A 20999-nucleotide genomic window follows, 5' to 3' on the forward strand; every position below is an offset into this window, starting at 1 on the left:
AGTAACCAGGTACGGCGGTGGTCAGGACTGCTCATGTAGTGCGCGGATCAGCGCACGATTGCGGTCAGACAATGCCTGTCGGCTGACGCTCGCGTCCGGGGCAACAAGCTCGAACCCGTGGTAGGCGCCCGGGTATAGGTGAAGTTCGGTGGGCACTCCGCCCTGAAGCAGGCGCAACGCGTACTCGACGTCTTCATCCCGGAAGAGGTCCAGCTCTCCCACCTGAATCATCGCGGGCGGCAGGCCGGCCAAATCTAAAGCCCGGGCCGGAGCGGCGTAGGGGCTTCCAGTGGCAGAACCGTCCGAGGAACCGAGCAGGCAGTCCCAGGCAAAAGCGTTCCGCTCCCGGCTCCAGGTGGGAATGCCGGAGAACTCCCGGCTGGACGGCGACGTCTGCGTGTCATCCAGCATCGGATACATCAGGTACTGGAACGCGAGCGCTGGACCGCCGCGGTCGCGCGCCGCCAGGGCAACTGACGCTGCGATCCCGCCGCCGGCGCTGGATCCGCCGACAGCCAGCCGACGCGGATCAATGCGCAGTTCCGCCGCATGTGCGACGGCCCATTCGAGGCCGGCATAGGAATCCTCAACTGGAACCGGGTGCGGATATTCAGGCGCAAGCCGGTAGTCGACGGCGATCACCACACAGCCGGTAGCTTCGGCGAGCGCGGTGCAGTACGGCTGGTCAGCCGGCAGGCTCCCGCTGATCATTCCGCCACCATGGATCCAGTAAATGGCAGGGAACGGCCCCTCGCCGGGCGGCGTGTAACTCCACAGCGGGACGGGTCCGTCGTGCTTGCGCAGGATCACGGACGTGGCGGATTCATCGAAGGGTGGAACCAACTCCGCCGCGCGGGAACGGAATCGAACCAGCTCCTCGACGGTTGTGGGCGGGGGCAGGGCATTCGAGTACGCCAATCCCCCAACCAGCTCCGGATCCACCCGGGTATGAAAGGTCGAAGGGACTCCCCCGTCGAGAGGAACCAGCCCGTAAGGCTGGCCGGGTGAGTGACCGCGGGCGAGAGATGTATGCGTCACGACGCTTCCACCGCTGAGACAAACCAGCCCGTGATACTGGCCGGATGCGTGATCGCAGTTCCGACGACGACGGCGAACGCCCCCGCCTGCATCGCCTGCCGCGCCTGGTCCGGCGTAGAAATGCGCCCCTCGGCAATCACCGGCCGGCCAAGATTCGCCGCGGACAGCTGCTCGAGGAGTGCAAGGTCCGGACCGGCGGTCTTCTCGCGTTCGCCGGTGTACCCGGCGAGCGTGGTCCCGATGATGTCCGCACCCGCAGCAACCGCAGCCAAAGCATCATTGAGCGATCCGCAATCCGCCATAACCAGCGCATCTGATTCTTCGCGCAGCCCGTCAATCGTCTGCTTGAGCGTCAGCGCGTCAGGCCGGTGCCGGCGGGTACCGTCAAGGGCTACAACATGGGCGCCGGCCTTTGCACAGGCCAGAGCGTGCCGGAGCGTGGGAGTGATGAAGACGCCGTCGTGCCCGTCTTTCCACAGCCCGATAACGGGAACTTCCACCGCCTCTCGGGTCTGCTCAATGTCCGCGAGTCCCTGAACCCGAACAGCAGCAGCACCACCGATCACAACGGACTGGGCCACCTGGGCCATGGTGTGGGGATCCCGCATCGGCTCGCCGGGATAGGCCTGACAGGACACAATCAGGCGGCCCCGCAGGTTTTCAAGGTTGATCACGATGCCACCTTCACGGGGTCGCGGGTAAGGGCCAGCCGTGCAGCGCCAAGCACAGCGGCGTCGGTTGCCGGATTCGCCGGAACAATCCGCAGCTCCGCCAGCGCCGGCAGCAGCTCCGCGGATGCGGCGCGGGTCATGGCGTCCCACCACAGCGGTCCGGCGCCGGCCACGCCGCCGCTGACCACCACCACCTCCGGGTCAAGGATGTTCGCGAGTCCTCCAATGGCTTGTCCACAGGCAGCGGCTGCCCTGCTCACTACCAGAAGAGCCGTTTTGTCACCGGAAGAGGCCCTGGCAAAGACGGCGTGCGTGTCCGGAGCGGCGTCGGCCAGCGGTACCTCCCGGTTGTAGGAATGGAGGATCGCCGGACCCGAGGCAATCGCCTCGACATGCCCCGCACCGCCGCACGAGCAGGGCAGGGCGACAGCGCCGCCGGCGATGTCATTGGCACCAGCATCACCGTCGGAAGCAACCCCGGAAGCGAACTCATAGGCATACGGCGACGCGAAATGACCGACATGGCCGGCAGCAAACCGCGCACCCTGCTGCGGCACACCGTCGACGACGAAGCTACCGCCCACACCGGTGCCGACAGCCACCAGCAACGCACTCGAGCTTCCCGCAGCGGCACCTGCCCACGATTCCCCCAACGCATGGGCGTGGACATCGTTGATCGCAGCACAGGCCAACCCGGTGCGCGTTTGGAGGCCTTCAGTCAACCGGGTTCCTACCCAACCGCTGATCGCATCGGTGGCAGAGACCACCATCCCGCGCTCGCCGTCGATGACGCCCGCCGATCCAATGCCGATCGCCGCCGGGACGATCCCCTCAGCTTCCGCCCGCCGCACCAACCGCAGCACGAGGGTAGCGGTGGCATCGAGGATGGCCTCGGCCCCCTCCTTGGCGGCAGTCGGAATCCGGGCCGCGCACAGCACGCGGCCGTCTTCGCTGACGATGCCGGCCGCCGTCTTGGTGCCCCCCAGATCGATTCCGATGACGTACCGCATGGTCTAGAGCAGACCGTTCCGTTCGAGGATGACCCGAATGTTCGCGGTTTCGCTGTCATTGAGCGCAACCATGGGTACCGACATGGCGTTGGAGTCAATGACGCCCATCAGCATGAGGGCAGTCTTGAAGGCGCCGAGTCCGCCTGCGCCGGGGGAAACCCGTCCGGGAGTCGGCGTGTAGACGATGGAGAAGACATCAGCGAGACGGTCCTGCTCAGCGGCCGCAGTTGCGAAATCGCCGGACACACCCGCAGCGTACAGGCGCGCGTAGCCTGCCGGATCCACATTGCCGAGACCCGGAACCACTCCCTGTGCGCCTCCCAGCAGGGCACCGTCCACCACTACTTCGTGACCGGTGAAGATGTCGAAGTCGGGGATGTCCCTGGCCGCGATGAGCAGCTGGCGGAAGGACACATCATCACCGGATGAGTCCTTCACACCCGCAATCACGCCGTCGCGGCCGAGGCGCACCAGCAGGTCCGTCGGCAGCTTGTAATGCGTGCGGACCGGGACGTCGTAGGCGAAAACCGGGACGTCCAGCGCGGCATGCACCGCCCGGAAGTGCGTTTCGGTCTCATTGGCGTCGGAGATCGCGTAGTACTGGGACGTCACGACCAGCGCATCGGCACCGAGCTCCACCATGCGGCGGCCCTCATCGATGACCCGGTTGGTGGTCTGCTCGTTGGCTCCCACGATCAGCGGAACCTGGCCTGCGTTGACGCCACCGATAGTGCTGACGACGACGGCGCGCTCGCTGTCGGTCAGATAGGGCACCTCCGCGGAAGAGCCAAGGACGAACAGTCCGTTCACACCACCGTCGAGCAGGTGCTTGGTCAGCCGTTCGAGCGAAGCGACGTCAAGAGCGCCGTCAGCGGACCGGGGGGTGACCACGGGCGGGATGACGCCGTGGAAGCGGGAAGTAGGCGCGATTGCCACGATATTTCTCCAGAGGTAGGTGTGCTGTGAGCTGGGTGCTCAGATATGAAGCAGGCTGGGCGCTGCGCCCAGGAGTTTCTTGGTGTAGTCATTGGCGGGATGGTCAAAGATCTGCGTTGCGGTGCCCTCTTCGACGATCTTGCCGAAGTACATGACGCAGATCCGGTCAGAGACGTAGCGGACGGTCTGGATGTCATGCGAGATGAACACCATGCCGAGATTCAGTTCGCGCTTCAGGTCGGAGAGCAGGTTGAGGACCTGGGCGCGGACGGAGACGTCGAGGGCTGAGGTGGGCTCGTCCGCCACGATCACCGAGGGTTCCAGTGCGAGCGCCCGGGCGATTGCCACACGCTGCCGCTGGCCGCCGGAGACCTGGCTGGGAATTACCTCCGCAGCTGACTGCGGAAGGCCCACCACACTGAGCAGCTCCCGCACCTTGGCAAGCCGGCTCTGCTCGTTGCCGATGCCGTGGATCTGCAGCGGATCGAGCAGGATGTCCTGAATGGTCATGCGCGAGTTCAGGGCTGTGGACGGATCCTGGAAGACCACAGAGACGTCGCGGCCGAACTGCTTCCGGGCAGAATCCTTGCGGCTCCTGACCGGTTTTCCGTGGAAGAGCATCTGCCCCGCGGTGGGTTCCTGCAGTCCGACCAGCACCGACGCGAGCGTGGACTTTCCGCACCCCGATTCACCGACGATGCCCACGGTTTCGCCACGGCGCACCGTGAAATTGACTCCGTCCACCGCCTTGACGATGTTGGGGCGGAAAAGACTGCCGGTCCTCGAGCGGTGGTAGACCTTGACGTCCTTCAGTTCCAGGACCGGCACCGCGTTATTGCTGTTCATCGTGCACCTTCCGGGGAGGTGGTGGCGGAGGCTTTCACCAGGCCGTCGTCGTCGTCCGTGTTCTTTTGATCGCCCAGCGGCGCGTCAGAGGTGAGGTGGCTGGCCCAGTAGTGCTCGCCGTTGCCCACGCGGGTGAACTCGAGCACCTGGTTGGGATCGGCGTCCGGACGCAGGGAGCGTTCGGCGAACCGGTCGCCTGTGGCGAACTCGCGGGGTGAGGGGACGGTGCCCTGGATCTGGTGCAGCCGATCGGCATCAGCCTCGATGGAGAGCACCGCGCCCAGCAGGCCCCGAGTGTATTCGTGATGCGGGTTGCGCAGGAGCTCCGTTGTTTCGGCTGATTCCACCACCTGACCGGCGTACATGACCGTGATGCGGTGTGCCAGGGAGGCGACCAGTGCGAGGTCGTGGCTGACGAAGACCATCGCGAAGCCAAGCTGCTCACGGAGTTCGTTGAGGAGGTCCACCACCTGTTTCTGCACAGTCACGTCCAGGGCCGTGGTGGGCTCATCCGCGACGACGATCTTGGGCGACCGGGACAGTGCCATGGCAATCAGGACCCGCTGGCGCTGGCCGCCCGAGAGTTCATGCGGGTAGCTCTTCAACGTGCGGTCCGGATCCAGTTTCACCAGTTCCAGCAGCTCCCGCGGCGTCTTGCGCCCGTTGCGTTTGGTCAGCTGGCTGAGCTGGTCCTTGATCAGCATGGACGGGTTCAGCGAGCTGAGTGCGTCCTGGTAGACCATGGCGATCTGCTCGCCGCGCAGTCCCCGGTACAGGCCCGTCCGTTCCTTCGGGTTGTTGGTGAGCAGTTCCTTGCCGTTGAACGTGATGGAACCGCTCAACTCCGCCGACGGCGGCAACAGGCCCATGATGGCCAGCGAGGTGATCGACTTGCCGCACCCTGATTCACCGACGAGGCCCATGGTCTCACCCTCGCGGACGGTGAAGTTCACGCGGTCCACAATCGCGGTGTCCCCGTACCGGCCGGGGAAGCGGATGGACAGGTCCTTCACTTCAAGGATCACGGAAGCATCAGAGGCCACCTGCGGGAGGCGGTCCGTGCGGCTGCTTTCCACACGGGACAGCAGCTTGAGTTCCTCCGCGAGCGCCTCGAGTGATCCGGGTGTATGGATGCCGGCACCGAGTGTGGCTGCCTTTTCAAGGGAAGTGCCGCCGTCGTCGTGCAGTTCACCGTCCTCCCCCAGCTCCACTTCTTCACCGTCCAGGACGGAAGGCTGAACCGGCGTGGCCGGCGCGGTCTCGGCGATCTGCCCGCTCTTCAGCGGCGCTTCCTTCACGGGCGCTGCCTTGCGCAGCTTGGGGTTGACCATGGCGTCGGTCAGCCCCTCAGCGAGAATGTTCAGCGCCAGCACCGTCAGCAGGATGGTGATGCCGCCGAAGGTGGTGGGCCACCAGGCTCCGCTGAAGACCACGTTGCGTCCGTCGGACATGACATTGCCCCAGGAGGCCGCCGGCTGCTGGACACCGGCGCCGAGGAAGGACAGCGACGCCTCGAGGATGATCGCGTCCGCGACCATCACCGTAGCGAAAACCAGGACCGGCGCAGCTGTGTTGCGCACGATGTGCTTGATGAGGATGTAGAAGCGGCCTGCTCCCAGGACCCGCTCGGCACGGACGTAGTCCTCGCCGTACTGGGCCAGCACGTTGGCACGAACGACACGCGCCAGCTGCGGGGTGTAGACGATCGCGATGGCCACGATGATCACCGGCACCGTTGAGCCGAAGATGTTGTTCGAGTGATCCTTCAGCGCAAACAGCAGTGCTGCGGCCAGCGCGATGCCGGGGAACGCCATGAGGATGTCCATGACGCGCATGATGCCTTCGTTGGCCCACTTGCGGGACGTGGCGGCCAGTGCGCCCAGCAGGGCGCCCAGAATGATCGCGAGCAGCACGGCTCCGAGACCGATGGCGATGGAAACCCGTGCACCGTAGAGGATGCGGGACAGTACGTCGTAACTCGATCCGTCCGTGCCGAAGAGATGCGGCCCTCCCGGCGGCAAAACGGGTGCAATCGACTCGTTCTCCCCGTACGGCGCCATCATGGGGCCGATGATGGCCACGAGGATGATGAAGGTGAGGAAGCCGAGGGCGATCTTCGAGCTGAGAGGCAGCGCCTGGAAGCGGGCCCCGGAGGTGCTCAGGCGGGTAGCCAGTCCGTTTCGCATGGTTATACCGTCCGGATTCGCGGGTTGATGAGCAGGTACAGGACGTCAACCAGGATGTTGACGATCACGAAGACGACGGCGATGGTCAGCACCGCGCCCTGCACCAGATTGGTGTCGGAGGTGGTCAGGCCGGTCACGATCAGATCGCCCATCCCGTTGAGGCTGAAGATCTTTTCGATCACGACGGCGCCGCCCAGCAGGTAGCCCACGCGGAGACCCAGCACGGTCACCGGGGTGACCAGCGCGTTGCGCAGGACATTCCGCGCTATGACGGTGCGGTAGGGCACGCCGTTGCCGATCGCTGTACGCACGTAGTCCCGGTCCAGTTCCTCCACCATGGAGGTGCGGACCACACGGATCAGTGATGCGGAGACGGGGATGCCGAGGGCAAGCGCCGGCAGGGCCATGGCGTAGAGCCAGCCGACGAAGCCGTACTGGTCAGCCCACGCAAGCCCGCCGGTGGGGAAGATTGATCCTTCCGGCAGGGCGAACCACTGGATCAGCAGGATCGCTAGCCAGAAAGACGGCGTTGCTATCGCCGCGATGGAGAAGATGCGAATGACCTGATCCGGCCACTTGTCCCGGTAGAGGGCTCCGAGGACACCGAGGACAAGCGAGAGAACGACGGCGAGAAGCACTCCCAGCAGCGTCAACTGGAGGGTGACGGGGAAGGCGGCCGCGATCTTGGTGGCCACCGATTCCTCAGGAGGGTTGGTGACGCCGAAGTCAAGCCGCAGGATGCCGGCCAGGTAGCGGAAGAACTGGACGATGAGGGGGTCGTTGAGTCCGCGTTCTTCCCTCCAGGCGAACTTCATTTCCTCGGTCGCTTCAGGTCCGAGGACGGCAGTGGCGCGGTCCGCAGGAATCACTGACAGGACGACAAACACCATGATGGTAACGCCGAGCAGCATGAACGGGAGGGCTGCCAGCCTTCGCCCCAGGAGGCGGATTAACGTGGTCACTTCGATTACTCCAAACCTGTCGCGGGCCCGGTGGGACTGCCGGAGCAGTCCCACCGGTTACGCGGATTACTTTCGGCCGACTCCGATGAAGGAGACGCCGGTGGTCGGAAGCGGCTTGAAATCGACCAGCGCTTCGCTGTCCCAGGCGGTGGGCAGCTGACGGTGGAAGATCGGGTAGAGGGGTGCTTCCTCGGCGACGATGTTGATGATGTCGGCGTGGAGGGGCTTTGCCTCTTCCGGCTTGAGCTGAACCGCCTGGTCAAGCTTCTTCTGGACTTCAGCGTACCCAGCGGTTTCATGCCAGGCCGCGCGGTTCTTCATCCAGGCGTCACCGCGGTAGAACCAGCTCAGGAGGATGTCGCCGTCGTTCCCGAATACCGACGGGTCGCCCGGTGCGCAGAGCACATCGAAGTTGCCGCCGTTCACCTTGTCGGGTGCGTACACGGCCGCGGACTGCAGGATCTCCAGGGTGGTGTTCACGCCGATGGCGTCCCAGTTTTCCTTGATCAGCGGAACAACCTTGGTGACCCAGCCGGTATCGGTGGAGGTCAGGGTGACGGTCAGGTTCTCCGCGCCGGCTTCCTGCAGCAGCGACTTCGCCTTGTCTGCGTCGAAGCCGTAGACGGTGGACGCCTTGCTGTAGGACGGGTGGCCTTCCTGGAAGTAGGAGGTTGCGGGAACCGCATTTCCCAGCAGGGCCTTGGTGATGATGTCCTCGGTGTTCATCGCATAGTGCAGTGCCTGGCGGACACGCTTGTCAGCGAACTTTTCCGAAGCGGTGTTGAACATCAGGAAGAGCAGGCCGAAGGACTGCACGGACTCCACCTCGACCTTGCTCTTGAGCTGGTCGACGTCGAGGTAGGGAACATCCTCGATAGCCTGGGTCCGGGACGGAACGGCAGCGACGCGGGCGGCTGGGTCAGCAATGAGCAGCCAGGTCATGTCCTCGACGCGGGCCTCGTACTTGCCGTTGTAGTCCGCGAACTTCTTGAAGACGATCCGGTCTTCCTTGACGGCGGAGACCAGGCTGAACGGACCGGTGCCGATGGGAGCGAGGTCGAAGCCTTCCGGATCTGCCTCGACGGCAGCCTTCGGCACGACCTTGACGACCGAGATACGAGGGCCGAAGCCGGGGAACGCATACTTCAGCTTGAACTCGACGGTCTTCTCATCCATAGCGGTCACCGTGTCGATGAACGGGATGAAGCCCGCGAACAGCGATGCGTTCTCCGGGTCAAGCACGCGTTCGAAGGAGAAGACGACGTCGTCAGCGGTGACGGTTTCGCCGTTGTGGAACATGGCGCCGTCGCGCAAGGTGACCCGGTAGGTGGTGTCATCAACCATCTCGGGGTCCGCTGCGGCAAGCGCGAGGTAGGGCTCCCGGGTAGCCGGGTGAAGTTCCACGAGGCCCTCAAAGATGTGCAGGTTGGCCGCGAGCGGCGTTGCACCTGTGGCCAGCATGGGATCAAACCCAGTGGACAGCTGGTAGGAGATACCGGCTTCGATGGACCCTGCTGCCGCTTCGCCTTCTTCTGCCGGAGCCGGGCTGCCGCCGGGGCTGCAGGCTGAGATCGAACCGGCAAACGCCGCCGCTGCACCCATGACGCCGGCCAACTTCAGGAAATTGCGGCGGCTGGAATCTTTCAGCAGACCCGGGGTTTCAAAAGTGTTGCTCATCTATGTGCCTCACCATTTCAAGATTGGTTATCGGATGTAGGATGTCCGATGCTATGCCGAGAACTGTAAGGCGCATCACACGTCTTGGTCAAGTTCGAATAGTGTTTGTTGAAGCGGGCTGTGCAAAGAGGTGGGACATCCGATAACCTAGCCGCGGATGAACTCCACTGACGGGCCGTGTACGGCGTTGGACGTTCCGGGGTCTCGACCACCGCCGCCCGCTGACTCTAGGAGAAATTATGAGCGTCGATCTTCCGCAACGCCAGGCCCGCTTCAGTGCGCAGGCCAGGCTCCGTGCGCTGCAGGCAGAGATCATGGACCTGATTCTTGAGCGTGAGCTCGAGTCCGGCGATCCCCTCCCTACTGAGAGTGAGCTGTCCGCCGAGCTCGGCATCGGACGCAACACCCTGCGGGAATCCCTCAAAGTGCTCCAGGCACTGGGCGTCGTCGAGATCCGCCATGGTTTCGGGATGTTCGTGGCCCCCAGCAACTTCGATGCACTGACGGACGGACTGACGTTCCGCGGCCGTCTTTCCCTCCGGCATGAGGGCAAGGAAGCCATCCAACTCGTCGACGTCCGGCAGGCGCTCGAGTCGGGCCTGATCGGCGACGCGATGGATGTGATGACTCCGGACCACCTGCAGGCCATCGAGCTGACGGTGCAACGGATGGAGGCAGCCGCCCAGCGGGGCGAAGGTTTTGCCGATATTGACGAGGAATTCCACCGTCAGCTGTTCGAACCGCTCAGCAACGAGCTCCTCTCGAACCTCATGTCCGTCTTCTGGAAGGTCTACCGGAAGATCCATGCGGAGGTGGGCGGCGATACGGCCAACCTGATGGAAACCGCCGCCATCCACCGGGACATCTTCTCTGCTGTGCAATCGGGCGACAAGGCACTGGCCTCCGAGCGGTTGAAGCGCCACTTCGACGGTATCCGGGACCAGTTGGCGAAGCTCACCGCGCACTAAACGTCACCGCGCACTGAACCGCAGCGTCACCAACTGGAAGGGCCGCAACGAGAGGGCAACGCCGCCGTCGTTGGTGGTCAGGAAGTCAGCTGAAACAGTCCGCTCCAACAAGTCTGTGGCAACCACCGACGAGTACTCAAAGCCGGCCGACAGCACCGCCGACGCCCGCCCACCGAACGCCTCATACAACCGCACCACGACATCGCCGCTGCGGTCCTCGGCCAGCTTCACCGCCTCCACAACCACCGCAGGGTTGGACACCGTCACCACCGGCTCAACAGCCGACAACCCTACCCCCGGCACGGTACGCACCGGCAGATTCAACCGATAACCCTCCGCGACCGCCTCAGGGATACCGGACGAAGGCCGCAGTGAGAACTCGAAAGTATGAGCTCCCTGATCAGCCTGCGGATCCGGAAACAGCGGCCCCCGCAGCAGTGATGCCCGCACCAGCGTATGCGGAACCCCCGATGGCGATTCCGCCCGGGTGACGTCGTACCCGTACGTCGAGTCATTCGCCAACGACACCCCGAACCCGGGCTCCCCTACCTGCACCCAGCGGTGCGCCACGGTCTCGAAGCGCGCCGCGTCCCACGACGTGTTCGTCGCCGTCGGCCGCTGGATATGCCCGAACTGAATCTCCGACGCCGCCCGGTCAGCCAACACATCCACAGGGAACGCGAGCTTGAGGAGCTTCTGCTGCTCGTGCCAGTCGGCCTCGATGGACAGATCCACCGCAGTGCCGTCAGCACTCAACGAAATCCGCTGAACCAGCCGCGACTTCCCAAACACCCGTTCCACCCGCAACACCGACCCGACCGCATCAACCGCCGCCGCGTCGGTCAGCTCCGTGACATTGAACTTGTAATGCTCATCGATATCCCAGGCGTCCCACTGGTTGGGCGTATCCCGGAACAGCTGGAACACGTTGGCGCTCGTGCCCGCGGGGATGACCTCACGGCCGCCGGCCGCTTGCGAGCCGCCAACCACCAACGAGGTGAACAACCCGTTCTCGTCACACGTCAGCCGCAGGGATTCGCTCTCCAACACCCACGACGATCCCTCACGTACGGGTTCATAAACAGCCGACGACGACGGCGCCGCACCTCCCAGCGCAGGCACACCCTCCACGCGATATGGCCCGGAATTCAGTGCGGCTGTCGCTGAACCTGTGCCCAGCATCGCACGCAACGCCGCGCCAATCAGCGACTCCAGCGCTGCCGTGACAGCGGCATAGTTGCGCTCGGCCTCCTCATGCACCCACGCAATCGAGGAGCCCGGCAGAATGTCGTGGAACTGCTGCAACAGCACAGTATGCCAGGCGGTTTCCAGCTCGTCGTACGGGTACGCGAACCCCGAACGCAGCGCAGCAAGCGTGCACCACAGCTCCGCCTCACGCAGCAGATGCTCACACCGGCGGTTACCCCGCTTGGTCCGCGCCTGCGACGTATACGTACCGCGATGAAATTCAAGGTACAGCTCACCGGACCACACCGGTGCATCCGGATACTCGGCGGCTGCCTCCGAGAAAAACCGTGCAGGAGAAGACAGCGTCACAGCGGGAGATCCCTCGAGCGAAGCGGCGCGGGACGCCGCAGCGAGCATCTCCCGGGTGGGTCCGCCACCGCCGTCGCCCCAGCCGAACGGGACCAGCGACGTGTTGGCCGCCCCCTTTTCCCGGTAGTTCCGCTGGGCACGGGCAAGGTCCTTGCCGCAAAGGTCCGAGTTGTACGTGTCCACCGGCGGGAAGTGCGTGAAGACCCGCGTGCCATCAATGCCCTCCCAGTTGAAGGAGGAATGCGGAAACAGGTTCGTCTCGTTCCACGAAATCTTCTGGGTGAGGAAGTACTGCGACCCCGCCGCACGGACAATCTGCGGCAGCGCAGCCGAGTACCCGAAGGAATCGGGCAACCACACCTCCTGCGGCTCCACGCCAAAGTTCTCGAGGAAGAAACGCTTGCCGGCAACGAACTGCCGCGCAAGCGCCTCGCCGCCAGGCATGTTGGTATCCGATTCCACCCACATACCGCCGGCTGGCACAAACTGCCCGGCCCGGACCTTCTCCGCCACCCGCTCGAACAGGTCCGGATAGGACGACTTGAGCCACGCATACTGCTGCGCCGAGGAAGCAGCGAATACAAAGCCCGGGTCGCGGTCCATCAGCTCAAGCACGTTGGAGAACGTCCGCGCCACCTTCCGCACCGTCTCGCGGACCGGCCACAGCCAGGCACTGTCGATGTGCGCATGTCCCACCGCATGCAGCCGGTGCGCGCTCGCGTGTGCAGGCGAAGCCAGAACCGCAGCAAGACACGCGCGGCCCGCCGACGCGGTCCCGGAGATATCCGTTGGGTCAACGGCGTTGACCGCCTTCTCCAGCGCACGCAGGATCTCGTGCCGGCGCGGCAAATCAACGGGCAGCTCATTCATGAGTCCGTTCAGCGTCCAGACATCCTGGCCCAATTCCCAGGCCTCCCGGTCGAACAGCGCCACCTCCGCCCGGCGGAACGTGTACAGCGGATCCGAACCCGCGGTGGACAGCGACCCCAACGGAGTGGGCTGGTAATCGAAACCGTCGATCACATTGGGATTGGACGCCGCCTCAACATAGAACTCGACGGCGGTGCCCGGCGCCGCGTCCAGCGGAACCCACATATTCAGCGGCTCCAGTGCCTTGATCACCCGGCCGTCCGGCGCGTAGACAAGCCCCTCGGCCTGAAAGCCCGGCATGATCGTCGAGAAGCCAAGGTCAATGACCGCCTCGACCTGATGCCCGGAAGAAAGCGTCCACTCCTCCGGCACCGTCCCGGCGAAGCGGAACCAGGTGGTCCCCCACGGACGCCCCCACGCAGAGCCCACCACAAACGGCTCGAACCGCCCGGACACGGCTGACGAAAACGGCACCGGCTCCCCCGGCGCCTGCCACGCGGAAACCTCTAGCGGCACCGAGACCGGCCACACCGCAGGGGTCAGCCGCTCGGCAAGGAACCGCGCGATTCGTGCCTCGACCAGGAGTCGATTGTCGTGCATGGATCTAACCTTTCAAGGCGCCGGACATGGCAAAGGAGCCACCGAACACACGCGAGACGAGGATGTACAAAACAATCACGGGCAGTGCATAGAGGATCGAGAACGCGGCCAGCTGCCCGTACGCGACCGTGCCGAACTGCCCGAAGAACCGGAAGATACTCACCGCTGCGGGCTGGTTCTCCTGCGAGAACAGCAGGATGAACGGCACGAAGAAGTTCCCCCACGCCTGAATGAACACAAAGATGAAGACGACGCCGAGACCCGGCCGCATCAGCGGCACCACAATATGCCACAGGGCTTTCATGGCGGACGCGCCGTCCACCCACGCCGCCTCCTCGAGCGACACCGGCACTGAATCCATGAAGTTCTTGGTCATCCAGATGGCCATCGGCAGCGACGTCGCCGCCAGGAAGAACGTCGTCGCCGCAAGTGAATCAAGCAGGTTCAGCTGCACGAACAGGCTGTACACCGGAACCATGATCGCCGTGATCGGCAGGCACGTCCCGAACAGCACGGTATAGAGGAACGGCCGGTTGAACCGCGTGTTGAAGCGGGACAACGGGTAGGCGGCCAGCACGGCGGCAATCACTGTCAACGCCGCCGAGCCCCCCGAAAGGATGAGGCTGTTCCACAGCGGCACAAAGGTCTGCTCCGGCGTCAGGATCGCGGTGAAGTTGGCCAGCGAGAACGACGCCGGCAGGGCAGTCTCGTACGTCGCTTCCGCATCGAAGGACGCCAGCACCAGCCAGCTCAGCGGCACCACGAAACACAGGGCGATCAGTGCCAGGACAACGCTGGCTCTCCAGCTCGGCGCCCCGCGGCGCGACCCGTGAGGTGAGCCCCGGCGAGCGCCGCGCAAGGCACCGGGAACGGCGGCACCGGCCGTCGTCGTCGTCGTACGCGAAACCGGCCCGCTCATGACGGTTTCCTCTCGCGCAGGAGGCGAATGTACGCCAGGGAAAAGGCGGCGCCGATGATCAGCATCACCACGGCGATCGCCGTGCCGTAGCCGATGTCGCTGTAGCGGAAGGCTTCCTCGTACGCCATGATCGGCAGGGTGGTGCTGCGGTTGGTGGGCCCGCCGGCGGTCATCACGTAGATCAGCGTGAACACCGCAAGTGTCTGCAGCGTGATCAGCATCAGGTTGGTCGCGATGCTGCGCCGGATCATCGGAACCGTGACGAAAACCAGGGTCTTGGCACCGCCCGCCCCGTCGATCTCCGCGGCCTCGGTAATCTCCTTCGGAACGTCATTGAGCGCCGCCTGGTAGACCATCATCGAGAACGCGGTCCCCCGCCAGATGTTGGCGAGGATGATCGCGAGCATCGGGTGCTCGAACAGCCAGTCCACCGCCGGCAGGCCCGCGAAACCCGTGAGCTGATTCAGCGTCCCGTCCCGGAAGAAGAATGCGTACGCAACAAACGCGGCCACGATCTCCGGCAGCACCCACGCTGCCACCACACACACGCCGACGACGGCGGCAACCGCCTTATGCGCCCGCTGCATCAGCAGCGCGAGGCCGAGTCCAAGGAAGTTCTGCCCGATCACAGCCGAGACGAGCACAAAGACGACGGTGAGCAGGAGTGACTGCGGGAAGAGCGGATCGGCGAACAGGGTCGTGTAATTCTCGAGGCCGATCCACTCGGGATTCTTCGCATTGGGACCGGTCAGGGCGGCATTGGTGAAGGACCCGTAGAAGGACCAGGTGATCGGCCCGGCCAGGAAGATCCCGATGAGGATGATCGCCGGCGCGAGAGGAATCAGCTTCAACGCCGACGCCAGGGAGCGGGAGGCCCGTCCGTTGCGCTCCCGCTCCTGGCTTTTGTTCCCGCTGCCGCCGCGGCGCGCGGCGCCGGAGGACGAACCGCGGGAAGTGACCGTAGAGGAGATGGCTACTCCTCGACGACGTTCTCTTCGCCGACGATCGCCTTCAGAGCCTCGTCGTACGTTGCCGCCGCTTCCTCGGGAGTGGCTCCTCCGGTGATGACGGCCTCGGTGGCTTCCTGCACCGCCGTCGAGATCTCGGCATAGTTCGAGGTCGCGGGCCGGTAGTTCGTGACATCAAGCACCGCGGAGACATCCGCGACAAATGGGTTCGCTTCAAGGTACTCGGGCGCCTCGGCGATGTCCGTGCGCACGGCAATCTGCGAGTTGTCCACCGTGTACTGCAGCAGGTTCTCCTGGCTCATGGCGGTGGTGAGGAACTCGAACGCGAGGTCCGGGTTTTCCGCGCCGGCCCCGACGGCCAGCGTCCAGCCGCCGGACATGCTGGTAGCTCCGGGCTCCTGCCCGTTCTGCGTGGGGAAAGGCGCAACGCCCATCACGTCCGCGTATTCCGGCCACTCGAACATGCCGCCTTCCTGCCAGAACGACGGCGCGTAGGAACCCTCCACCGTGGCCGCCATCTGGTTCTCCGGCAGCATGGTGCCGAGGACTACCTGCCACACGTTCGGGTCCAGGGCCTCGGCCGGGGTCACCGCGAATTCCTCGTCATAAAGAGTCTTCAGGAACGCCAGCGAATCAACAAAGCCCTGCGATCCGACAATCCACTTCGACGATTCGTCATCATAGAGACCGCCGCTTTCAGTGCCGTAGAGCAGCTCGTAGAAGCTCTGCATCACGGTGCCCTCACCGGTGCCGGTTCCCGCATACATACTGAACGGCCGTGAATCGGGCTGCGCTTCCTTCACGGTGCGCGCCATCTCGAGCAAGTCATCCCACGTCTCGGGCTGCCAAGGAACGTCCACCCCGGCGTCCTGGAGCACCTGCTTGTTGTACCAGATGACCCGGGTGTCGGTGCCGAGGGGCACCGCGTAGGTGCCGCCGTCGTCGGCCTTTCCTGCTTCCTTTGCGGCTTCGTTGAAGGCGTCCCACTCCTCCCAGCCGGCGAGATGCTCGTCGAGATTGAGCAGGTACCCAGCCTCGACGTCGGAGCGCAGGCGGAAGGTGTCCTCGTAGAAGACGTCGGGAGCGGTGTCCGGCGAGCGCTGCGAGAGCGCCAGGCGGGTGTTGTAGTCCTCATCGGTGCCCTCGACCGGCTCGAGTTCCACGGTGACGCCCTCATTGGCGGCCTCGAACTGTTCCTTGGTGCTCTGCATGAGGGTGTCCAGCGGGGAGGCATCGCCGGCTTTCTGGTAGATGATCCGCAGGGTGTTGTCCGTGGCCTCCTCCTCACCGCCGCCGCCCGCGCAGCCGCTGAGGACGAGGAGCACGGCAACCGCCGCTGCTGGGAGGGTTCGAGAGGCGCCGCGCATGGTTTCTCCTTTGAAACTTGGCATCGGGAGACTTCCGATACCGGAAATAGTACATCGAGTGGATTTAACCCACAATCCCCCCGTTGAATGAGCAGGACACGCCCCTAATGGCCAACCATTCGGGGCGTGTCCTGCCAACTCACGGTGGTGGAAACCAGCCTAGAGCCTGCCGCCTACAGTTCCGCGAGCAACTCCTTCATCTCCTGGATTTCCGCCTCCTGGGCTTCGACGATGTCCTCGGCCAGCGCTATCGCTTCCGCGTTCTCGCCGTTCTCGATTTCCTCCTGCGCCATGTCCACGGCGCCGTTGTGGTGGGCGGTCATGGATTCGAGGAACATGCGCGCGGCCTCCTCGCCCTCGGCGGCCTCAAGCTCGCCCATCTGGTCCTCGCTCAGCATGCCGTCCATGCCGCCGTCGGAGTCCATATGGTGCCCCTCAACCGACTCTCCCCAGGCGTCGAGCCAGCCGGTCATCGTCTCGATCTCTGGCGCCTGGGCGCCCTTGACCTGCGTGGCCAGCTCCGTGATGTCGGGGCTGAGGCCCTCCTTCGCGAGAACGACGTCGCTCATCTCCACCGCCTGCTCGTGGTGGGGAATCATCATCTGCGCGAACATGACGTCGGCGTCGTTATGCTCCCCGGCCATCTCGCTGCCGGAGGAGCCGGCTGCTGATTCACCCGATTCGGCGGTCCCGCAGCCGGCAAGCACGACGACGGCGGCAATACCGAGCGCTGAAAGGGATAGGTAACGCTTCATGATGGTCTGATCCTTCTGCATCACGTGGTGATGCGGTCTGGGTTGAGGTCGATTCTGCGCAACAGCTGCGCGTTCAGCGCGACCACAATGGTGGACACGCTCATCAGCACGGCACCCGCGGCGGGCGAGAGGATGATCCCCGCAAAGGCGAGCACTCCCGCAGCCAGCGGAACGGCGAGGACGTTGTAGCCGGTTGCCCAGATCAGATTCTGAATCATCTTCCGGTAGCTGGCCCTGGACAGGTCGATCATCGCCAGCACCGACCGCGGATCGTTTCCGGCGAGCACGACGCCGGCAGATTCCATTGCGACGTCGGTGCCCGCACCGATCGCAATACCCACTTCCGAGCGGGCCAGCGCAGGAGCGTCATTCACCCCGTCACCGACCATGGCAACCTTCAGTCCGCGTCCCTGCAGTTCGGCGACCTTGGAGTCCTTGTCCTGCGGCAATACGTCAGCGAAGACCTCATCGATGCCCAACTCGGCACCGACAGCATCGGCCACCTGCCGCGCGTCTCCGGTGATCATTGCAACCTTGACACCGCGGTTCTGCAGCGCCTTCACGGCCGCCCGGGACTCGTCGCGGACCCGGTCCTCAAGCCGGAGCGCACCGATGATGGCACCGTCCCGGACCACGTGAAGCACCGAAGCGCCGCGACCCATCCATTTCGAAACGGTGCCGTTCAGGTCCCGCGGCGTATCGAGCGAGAGTTCCCGGAGCATGTTGGGGCCGCCGACAGCGATCTCCGCACCGTTCACAACCGCGCGGATGCCTCGGCCGGTCATCGACGAGAACCCGGTACCGCGGTAGCCAAACGCCACCGCTTCCGGGTTGTCCGCCGCTGCTTGGACAATGGCACGGGCCACCGGGTGCTCGCTGTCGGATTCGGCAGCGCCGGCCAGGGCCAGCATTTCCGCCTCCGTAACGCCACCGGTGGCAGCGGCCGCGGTCACCGCGTGACGGCCTTCGGTGAGCGTGCCCGTCTTGTCGAACAGTACGACGTCAATGGTTCGCATCCGCTCCAGCGCCATCCGGTTCTTGATCAGCACCCCTCCCTTGGCCGCGCGTTCCGTGGAGATGGCGATCACCAGCGGAATCGCCAGGCCGAGGGCGTGAGGGCAGGCGATCACCAGGACCGTGACGGTCCGGATCACCGCGTCATCCGGACTGCCGAGGAGCAACCAGGCGATGAAGGTAAGGATGCCCGCGATGAGCGCAAAGTAGAACAGCAGCGCCGCCGCACGGTCCGCCAGCGCCTGCGCCTTGGAGGAGGAGGCCTGCGCCTCTGCGACCAGGCGCTGGATCCCTGCCAGCGTGGTGTCCGAGCCGACGGCGGTCACCTCCACCCGAACCGCGTTGTCCGTCGCGACCGTGCCGGCAACCACTTTCTCGCCGATACGGCGGGAGACGGTGCGTGATTCTCCGGTGATCATGGATTCATCGAACTCGGCGGTGCCGTCCACAATGTCACCGTCCGCCGGTACGCGGGCACCGGAGCGGACCAGAACTACATCCCCGCCCGCGAGCGAGCTGACCGGCACAGTTTCGATCCCGGCGTCGGTCACTTTGTCGGCCTCATCCGGCAGCAGTGCAGCCAGTGCGTCGAGGGCACCGGCCGCGGAGCCGAGGGCCCGCATCTCCATCCAGTGGCCCAGCAGCATGATCACCACCAGCAGGGCGAGTTCCCACCAGAAATCGAGATTGAAATTTCCGATCCCAAGGGTGGTGATCCAGGACGCGATGAACGCAACGCTGATGGCCATGGCGATCAGCAGCATCATTCCCGGCTGACGGGATGTGAGCTCGGCAATGCCGCCCTTCAGGAACGGCGCACCGCCGTAGAAGAAGATGACGGTGCCCAGGATCGGCGAAACCCACAGGGCGCCGGGAAAATCGGGCGGAATGTAGCCGACAATTTCCGCGAACATGTGGCTGAACAGGACAACGGGCACGGCCAGGATCAGACTGATCCAGAACCGGTTCTTGAACGTTGCGGTGGAGTGCCCGGCATGCTGTCCATGCGTATGCACTTCGGAATCGGCGTTGGCGGGATGCGTAGAATTATCCGGCATGTCGTGGTGCGCGACCTGCGCGCCTGCGCGGCCGGAAGTTTGGTGTTTCATGATGATTCCCTTCGGCCCTTCAAGGGACTGCGTCCGTAGGGACTTCGTCCGGAGGGACCTGGAAAGTCAGGCGTTGATGGAATGATGTTTGGCCTGCCGCTGATCTTGAACCAGATTGGCGACGGCCGCATCGAATGACCTTCAAGGAGTATGCGGCCCGGTGATCGGGCTCGGACTTCCTGACTCCGGTATCAATAAAAGTATACCCCCGGGGGGTATCTGTCAACCCCGGAAGTTTTGCGCAGCTCCGGCGACTTCGACCGCCCGGAAGTCACCGGAGCTGCGCAAAAGTTCCAGTAGGTACGGTGCGGATCAGGGGGAAACTAGCGCGCCAGCATCAACCGCTCTGCGCGCGGACCCAGCGTCCGCTCAAGCATGAGGCAGGCGGCTCCGACGGCCGCAACGTCGTCGCCGATCCCGGTTGAGACCACCTCCACCGGATGAATGCTCCGCGCAGCCCGGAAGTCCAATAACGACGACGGCACGACCTCCAGATACCGGTTCGCCAGCGGCGCCCAGAACGGCCCGCCGAACACCACGCGGTCGACATCGAGCACATTGGCGAGGACCGACACAGCGCGCGCGGTACGCACGGCAGCCGTGGTGATGATGTCGCAGGCGAGCTTGTCCCCCGCCTCCGCCGCTGCGCACAACCGCAGCAGCCCATCAGCCACATCACCGCTGCGGTGCCGCTCCGCGCTCAGCACGCCGAGCCGTTCGGCTTCCCGAACCAGCGACTGCGGATCACACGTCACCGCAATGCAGCCGCGCATCCCGCAGGCGCACTCCGGTCCGTTCGGGTCCGTCACGATGTGCCCGATCTCGCCCGCATTGCCCGAGGTTCCCCGCAGCACTTCGCCGTCCACCACAATTCCGCTGCCGATACCCGTGCCGATATACACAAACACGAAGCTCTGCGTGCTCCCGTGGCCGCCGCCCCAGATCTCCGCAACCGCTGCCGCCGTCACATCCTTTTCCACGAAGACCGGCATCTCGGTGGCCTCCGCGAGCGCATCGCGCAGCGGCACTCGGTGCCAGCCCATCAGGAGGGGAGGGTCGACGACGGCGCCCGCCGGCCGGTCGATCGGCCCCGGAGGTGCCACCCCGATTCCCTCGATGCGGGTCGGGTCCACCGATGACTCGGCGAGGAGGGCGCGCACTTCACCGGCAATCGCTTCAATGATCTGGCCCGGCTCCGTGCCAAGCGGTGTCTCGCGCACCCGGCGGTGCAGCACCACTCCCATCAGGTCCATCAGCACCACCGTCGTCAGCGCCGGGTCCAGGTGCACACCGATCGCGTACCGGCCGGAGGGATTGATGCGCAGGATGGTCCGCGGCTTGCCCGGCCCGCTGCCGGTTTTACCCGCCTCTACGATCAGTTCCTCGGAAAGCAGGCGCCGCGTGATGTTGGAAACGGCCTGCGGGGACAGGCCGATCAGATCCACCAGCTCAACCCTGCTGAGCCCCTCGCTGGACCGGCGGATGGCATCGAGAATGACGCTCTGGTTGAAGTCCCCCATGCGGGGAAGATTGGTGCCACGGCGCA

General features: G+C 64.7%; 16 protein-coding genes. 1 reads left to right on the forward strand and 15 read right to left on the reverse strand.

What is annotated here, in order from left to right:
• Nucleotides 1–21: 21 nt before the first annotated feature.
• From JOD47_RS04880 to JOD47_RS04915, 8 genes are all read right to left on the reverse strand, one after another.
• Nucleotides 22–1038: an alpha/beta hydrolase gene (locus JOD47_RS04880; protein WP_204532509.1), complete on the reverse strand. Its 1017-nt coding sequence runs from the start codon at nucleotides 1036–1038 to the stop codon at nucleotides 22–24.
• Nucleotides 1035–1712, reverse strand: coding sequence for an N-acetylmannosamine-6-phosphate 2-epimerase (locus JOD47_RS04885; protein WP_372432788.1), 678 nt, complete (start codon nucleotides 1710–1712; stop codon nucleotides 1035–1037). The genes JOD47_RS04880 and JOD47_RS04885 overlap by 4 nt, the downstream gene beginning before the upstream one ends.
• Nucleotides 1709–2719, reverse strand: coding sequence for an ROK family protein (locus JOD47_RS04890; protein ID WP_204532510.1), 1011 nt, complete (start codon nucleotides 2717–2719; stop codon nucleotides 1709–1711). The genes JOD47_RS04885 and JOD47_RS04890 overlap by 4 nt, the downstream gene beginning before the upstream one ends.
• A 3-nt stretch (nucleotides 2720–2722) precedes the next feature.
• Complete coding sequence (locus tag JOD47_RS04895; protein ID WP_204536448.1) at nucleotides 2723–3649, reverse strand: dihydrodipicolinate synthase family protein; 927 nt, start codon at nucleotides 3647–3649, stop codon at nucleotides 2723–2725.
• 45 nt (nucleotides 3650–3694) lie between these two features.
• Complete coding sequence (locus JOD47_RS04900; protein ID WP_204532512.1) at nucleotides 3695–4501, reverse strand: ATP-binding cassette domain-containing protein; 807 nt, start codon at nucleotides 4499–4501, stop codon at nucleotides 3695–3697.
• Complete coding sequence (locus JOD47_RS04905; RefSeq protein WP_204532514.1) at nucleotides 4498–6687, reverse strand: dipeptide/oligopeptide/nickel ABC transporter permease/ATP-binding protein; 2190 nt, start codon at nucleotides 6685–6687, stop codon at nucleotides 4498–4500. Before JOD47_RS04905 ends, JOD47_RS04900 begins: the two co-directional genes overlap by 4 nt.
• A gap of 2 nt (nucleotides 6688–6689) precedes the next feature.
• Nucleotides 6690–7649 (reverse strand): ABC transporter permease, encoded by a 960-nt coding sequence (locus tag JOD47_RS04910; protein WP_307836201.1) that lies wholly within the window; start codon nucleotides 7647–7649, stop codon nucleotides 6690–6692.
• Between the two features lie 66 nt (nucleotides 7650–7715).
• Nucleotides 7716–9326 carry an ABC transporter substrate-binding protein gene (locus JOD47_RS04915; protein ID WP_204532516.1) on the reverse strand — a complete coding sequence of 537 codons (1611 nt, stop codon included), beginning with the start codon at nucleotides 9324–9326 and terminating at the stop codon, nucleotides 7716–7718.
• A gap of 239 nt (nucleotides 9327–9565) precedes the next feature.
• Between JOD47_RS04915 and JOD47_RS04920 the strand changes: the two genes are divergently transcribed.
• Nucleotides 9566–10294, forward strand: coding sequence for a FadR/GntR family transcriptional regulator (locus JOD47_RS04920; RefSeq protein WP_204532518.1), 729 nt, complete (start codon nucleotides 9566–9568; stop codon nucleotides 10292–10294).
• A 3-nt stretch (nucleotides 10295–10297) separates the two neighbouring features.
• Here the strand turns inward: JOD47_RS04920 and JOD47_RS04925 are convergent, their stop codons facing one another.
• The 7 genes from JOD47_RS04925 to JOD47_RS04955 form a co-directional block, all read right to left on the reverse strand.
• Entirely contained in the window at nucleotides 10298–13321 is a 3024-nt protein-coding gene (locus tag JOD47_RS04925; protein ID WP_204532520.1) for an alpha-mannosidase, read from the reverse strand.
• 4 nt (nucleotides 13322–13325) lie between these two features.
• Entirely contained in the window at nucleotides 13326–14240 is a 915-nt protein-coding gene (locus JOD47_RS04930; RefSeq protein ID WP_204532522.1) for a carbohydrate ABC transporter permease, read from the reverse strand.
• Nucleotides 14237–15091: a carbohydrate ABC transporter permease gene (locus tag JOD47_RS04935; protein WP_307836202.1), complete on the reverse strand. Its 855-nt coding sequence runs from the start codon at nucleotides 15089–15091 to the stop codon at nucleotides 14237–14239. The genes JOD47_RS04930 and JOD47_RS04935 overlap by 4 nt, the downstream gene beginning before the upstream one ends.
• A gap of 122 nt (nucleotides 15092–15213) precedes the next feature.
• Entirely contained in the window at nucleotides 15214–16575 is a 1362-nt protein-coding gene (locus JOD47_RS04940) for an extracellular solute-binding protein (RefSeq protein WP_204532529.1), read from the reverse strand.
• 173 nt (nucleotides 16576–16748) lie between these two features.
• Nucleotides 16749–17330, reverse strand: coding sequence for a DUF305 domain-containing protein (locus tag JOD47_RS04945; protein WP_204532531.1), 582 nt, complete (start codon nucleotides 17328–17330; stop codon nucleotides 16749–16751).
• Nucleotides 17331–17350: 20 nt separating this feature from the next.
• Complete coding sequence (locus JOD47_RS04950; RefSeq protein ID WP_239548320.1) at nucleotides 17351–19402, reverse strand: heavy metal translocating P-type ATPase; 2052 nt, start codon at nucleotides 19400–19402, stop codon at nucleotides 17351–17353.
• A gap of 374 nt (nucleotides 19403–19776) precedes the next feature.
• Nucleotides 19777–20973: an ROK family transcriptional regulator gene (locus JOD47_RS04955; protein ID WP_204532535.1), complete on the reverse strand. Its 1197-nt coding sequence runs from the start codon at nucleotides 20971–20973 to the stop codon at nucleotides 19777–19779.
• Between the last annotated feature and the right edge of the window lie 26 nt (nucleotides 20974–20999).

Source organism: Arthrobacter tumbae, assembly GCF_016907495.1.
GTDB classification, from domain to species: domain Bacteria; phylum Actinomycetota; class Actinomycetes; order Actinomycetales; family Micrococcaceae; genus Arthrobacter_D; species Arthrobacter_D tumbae.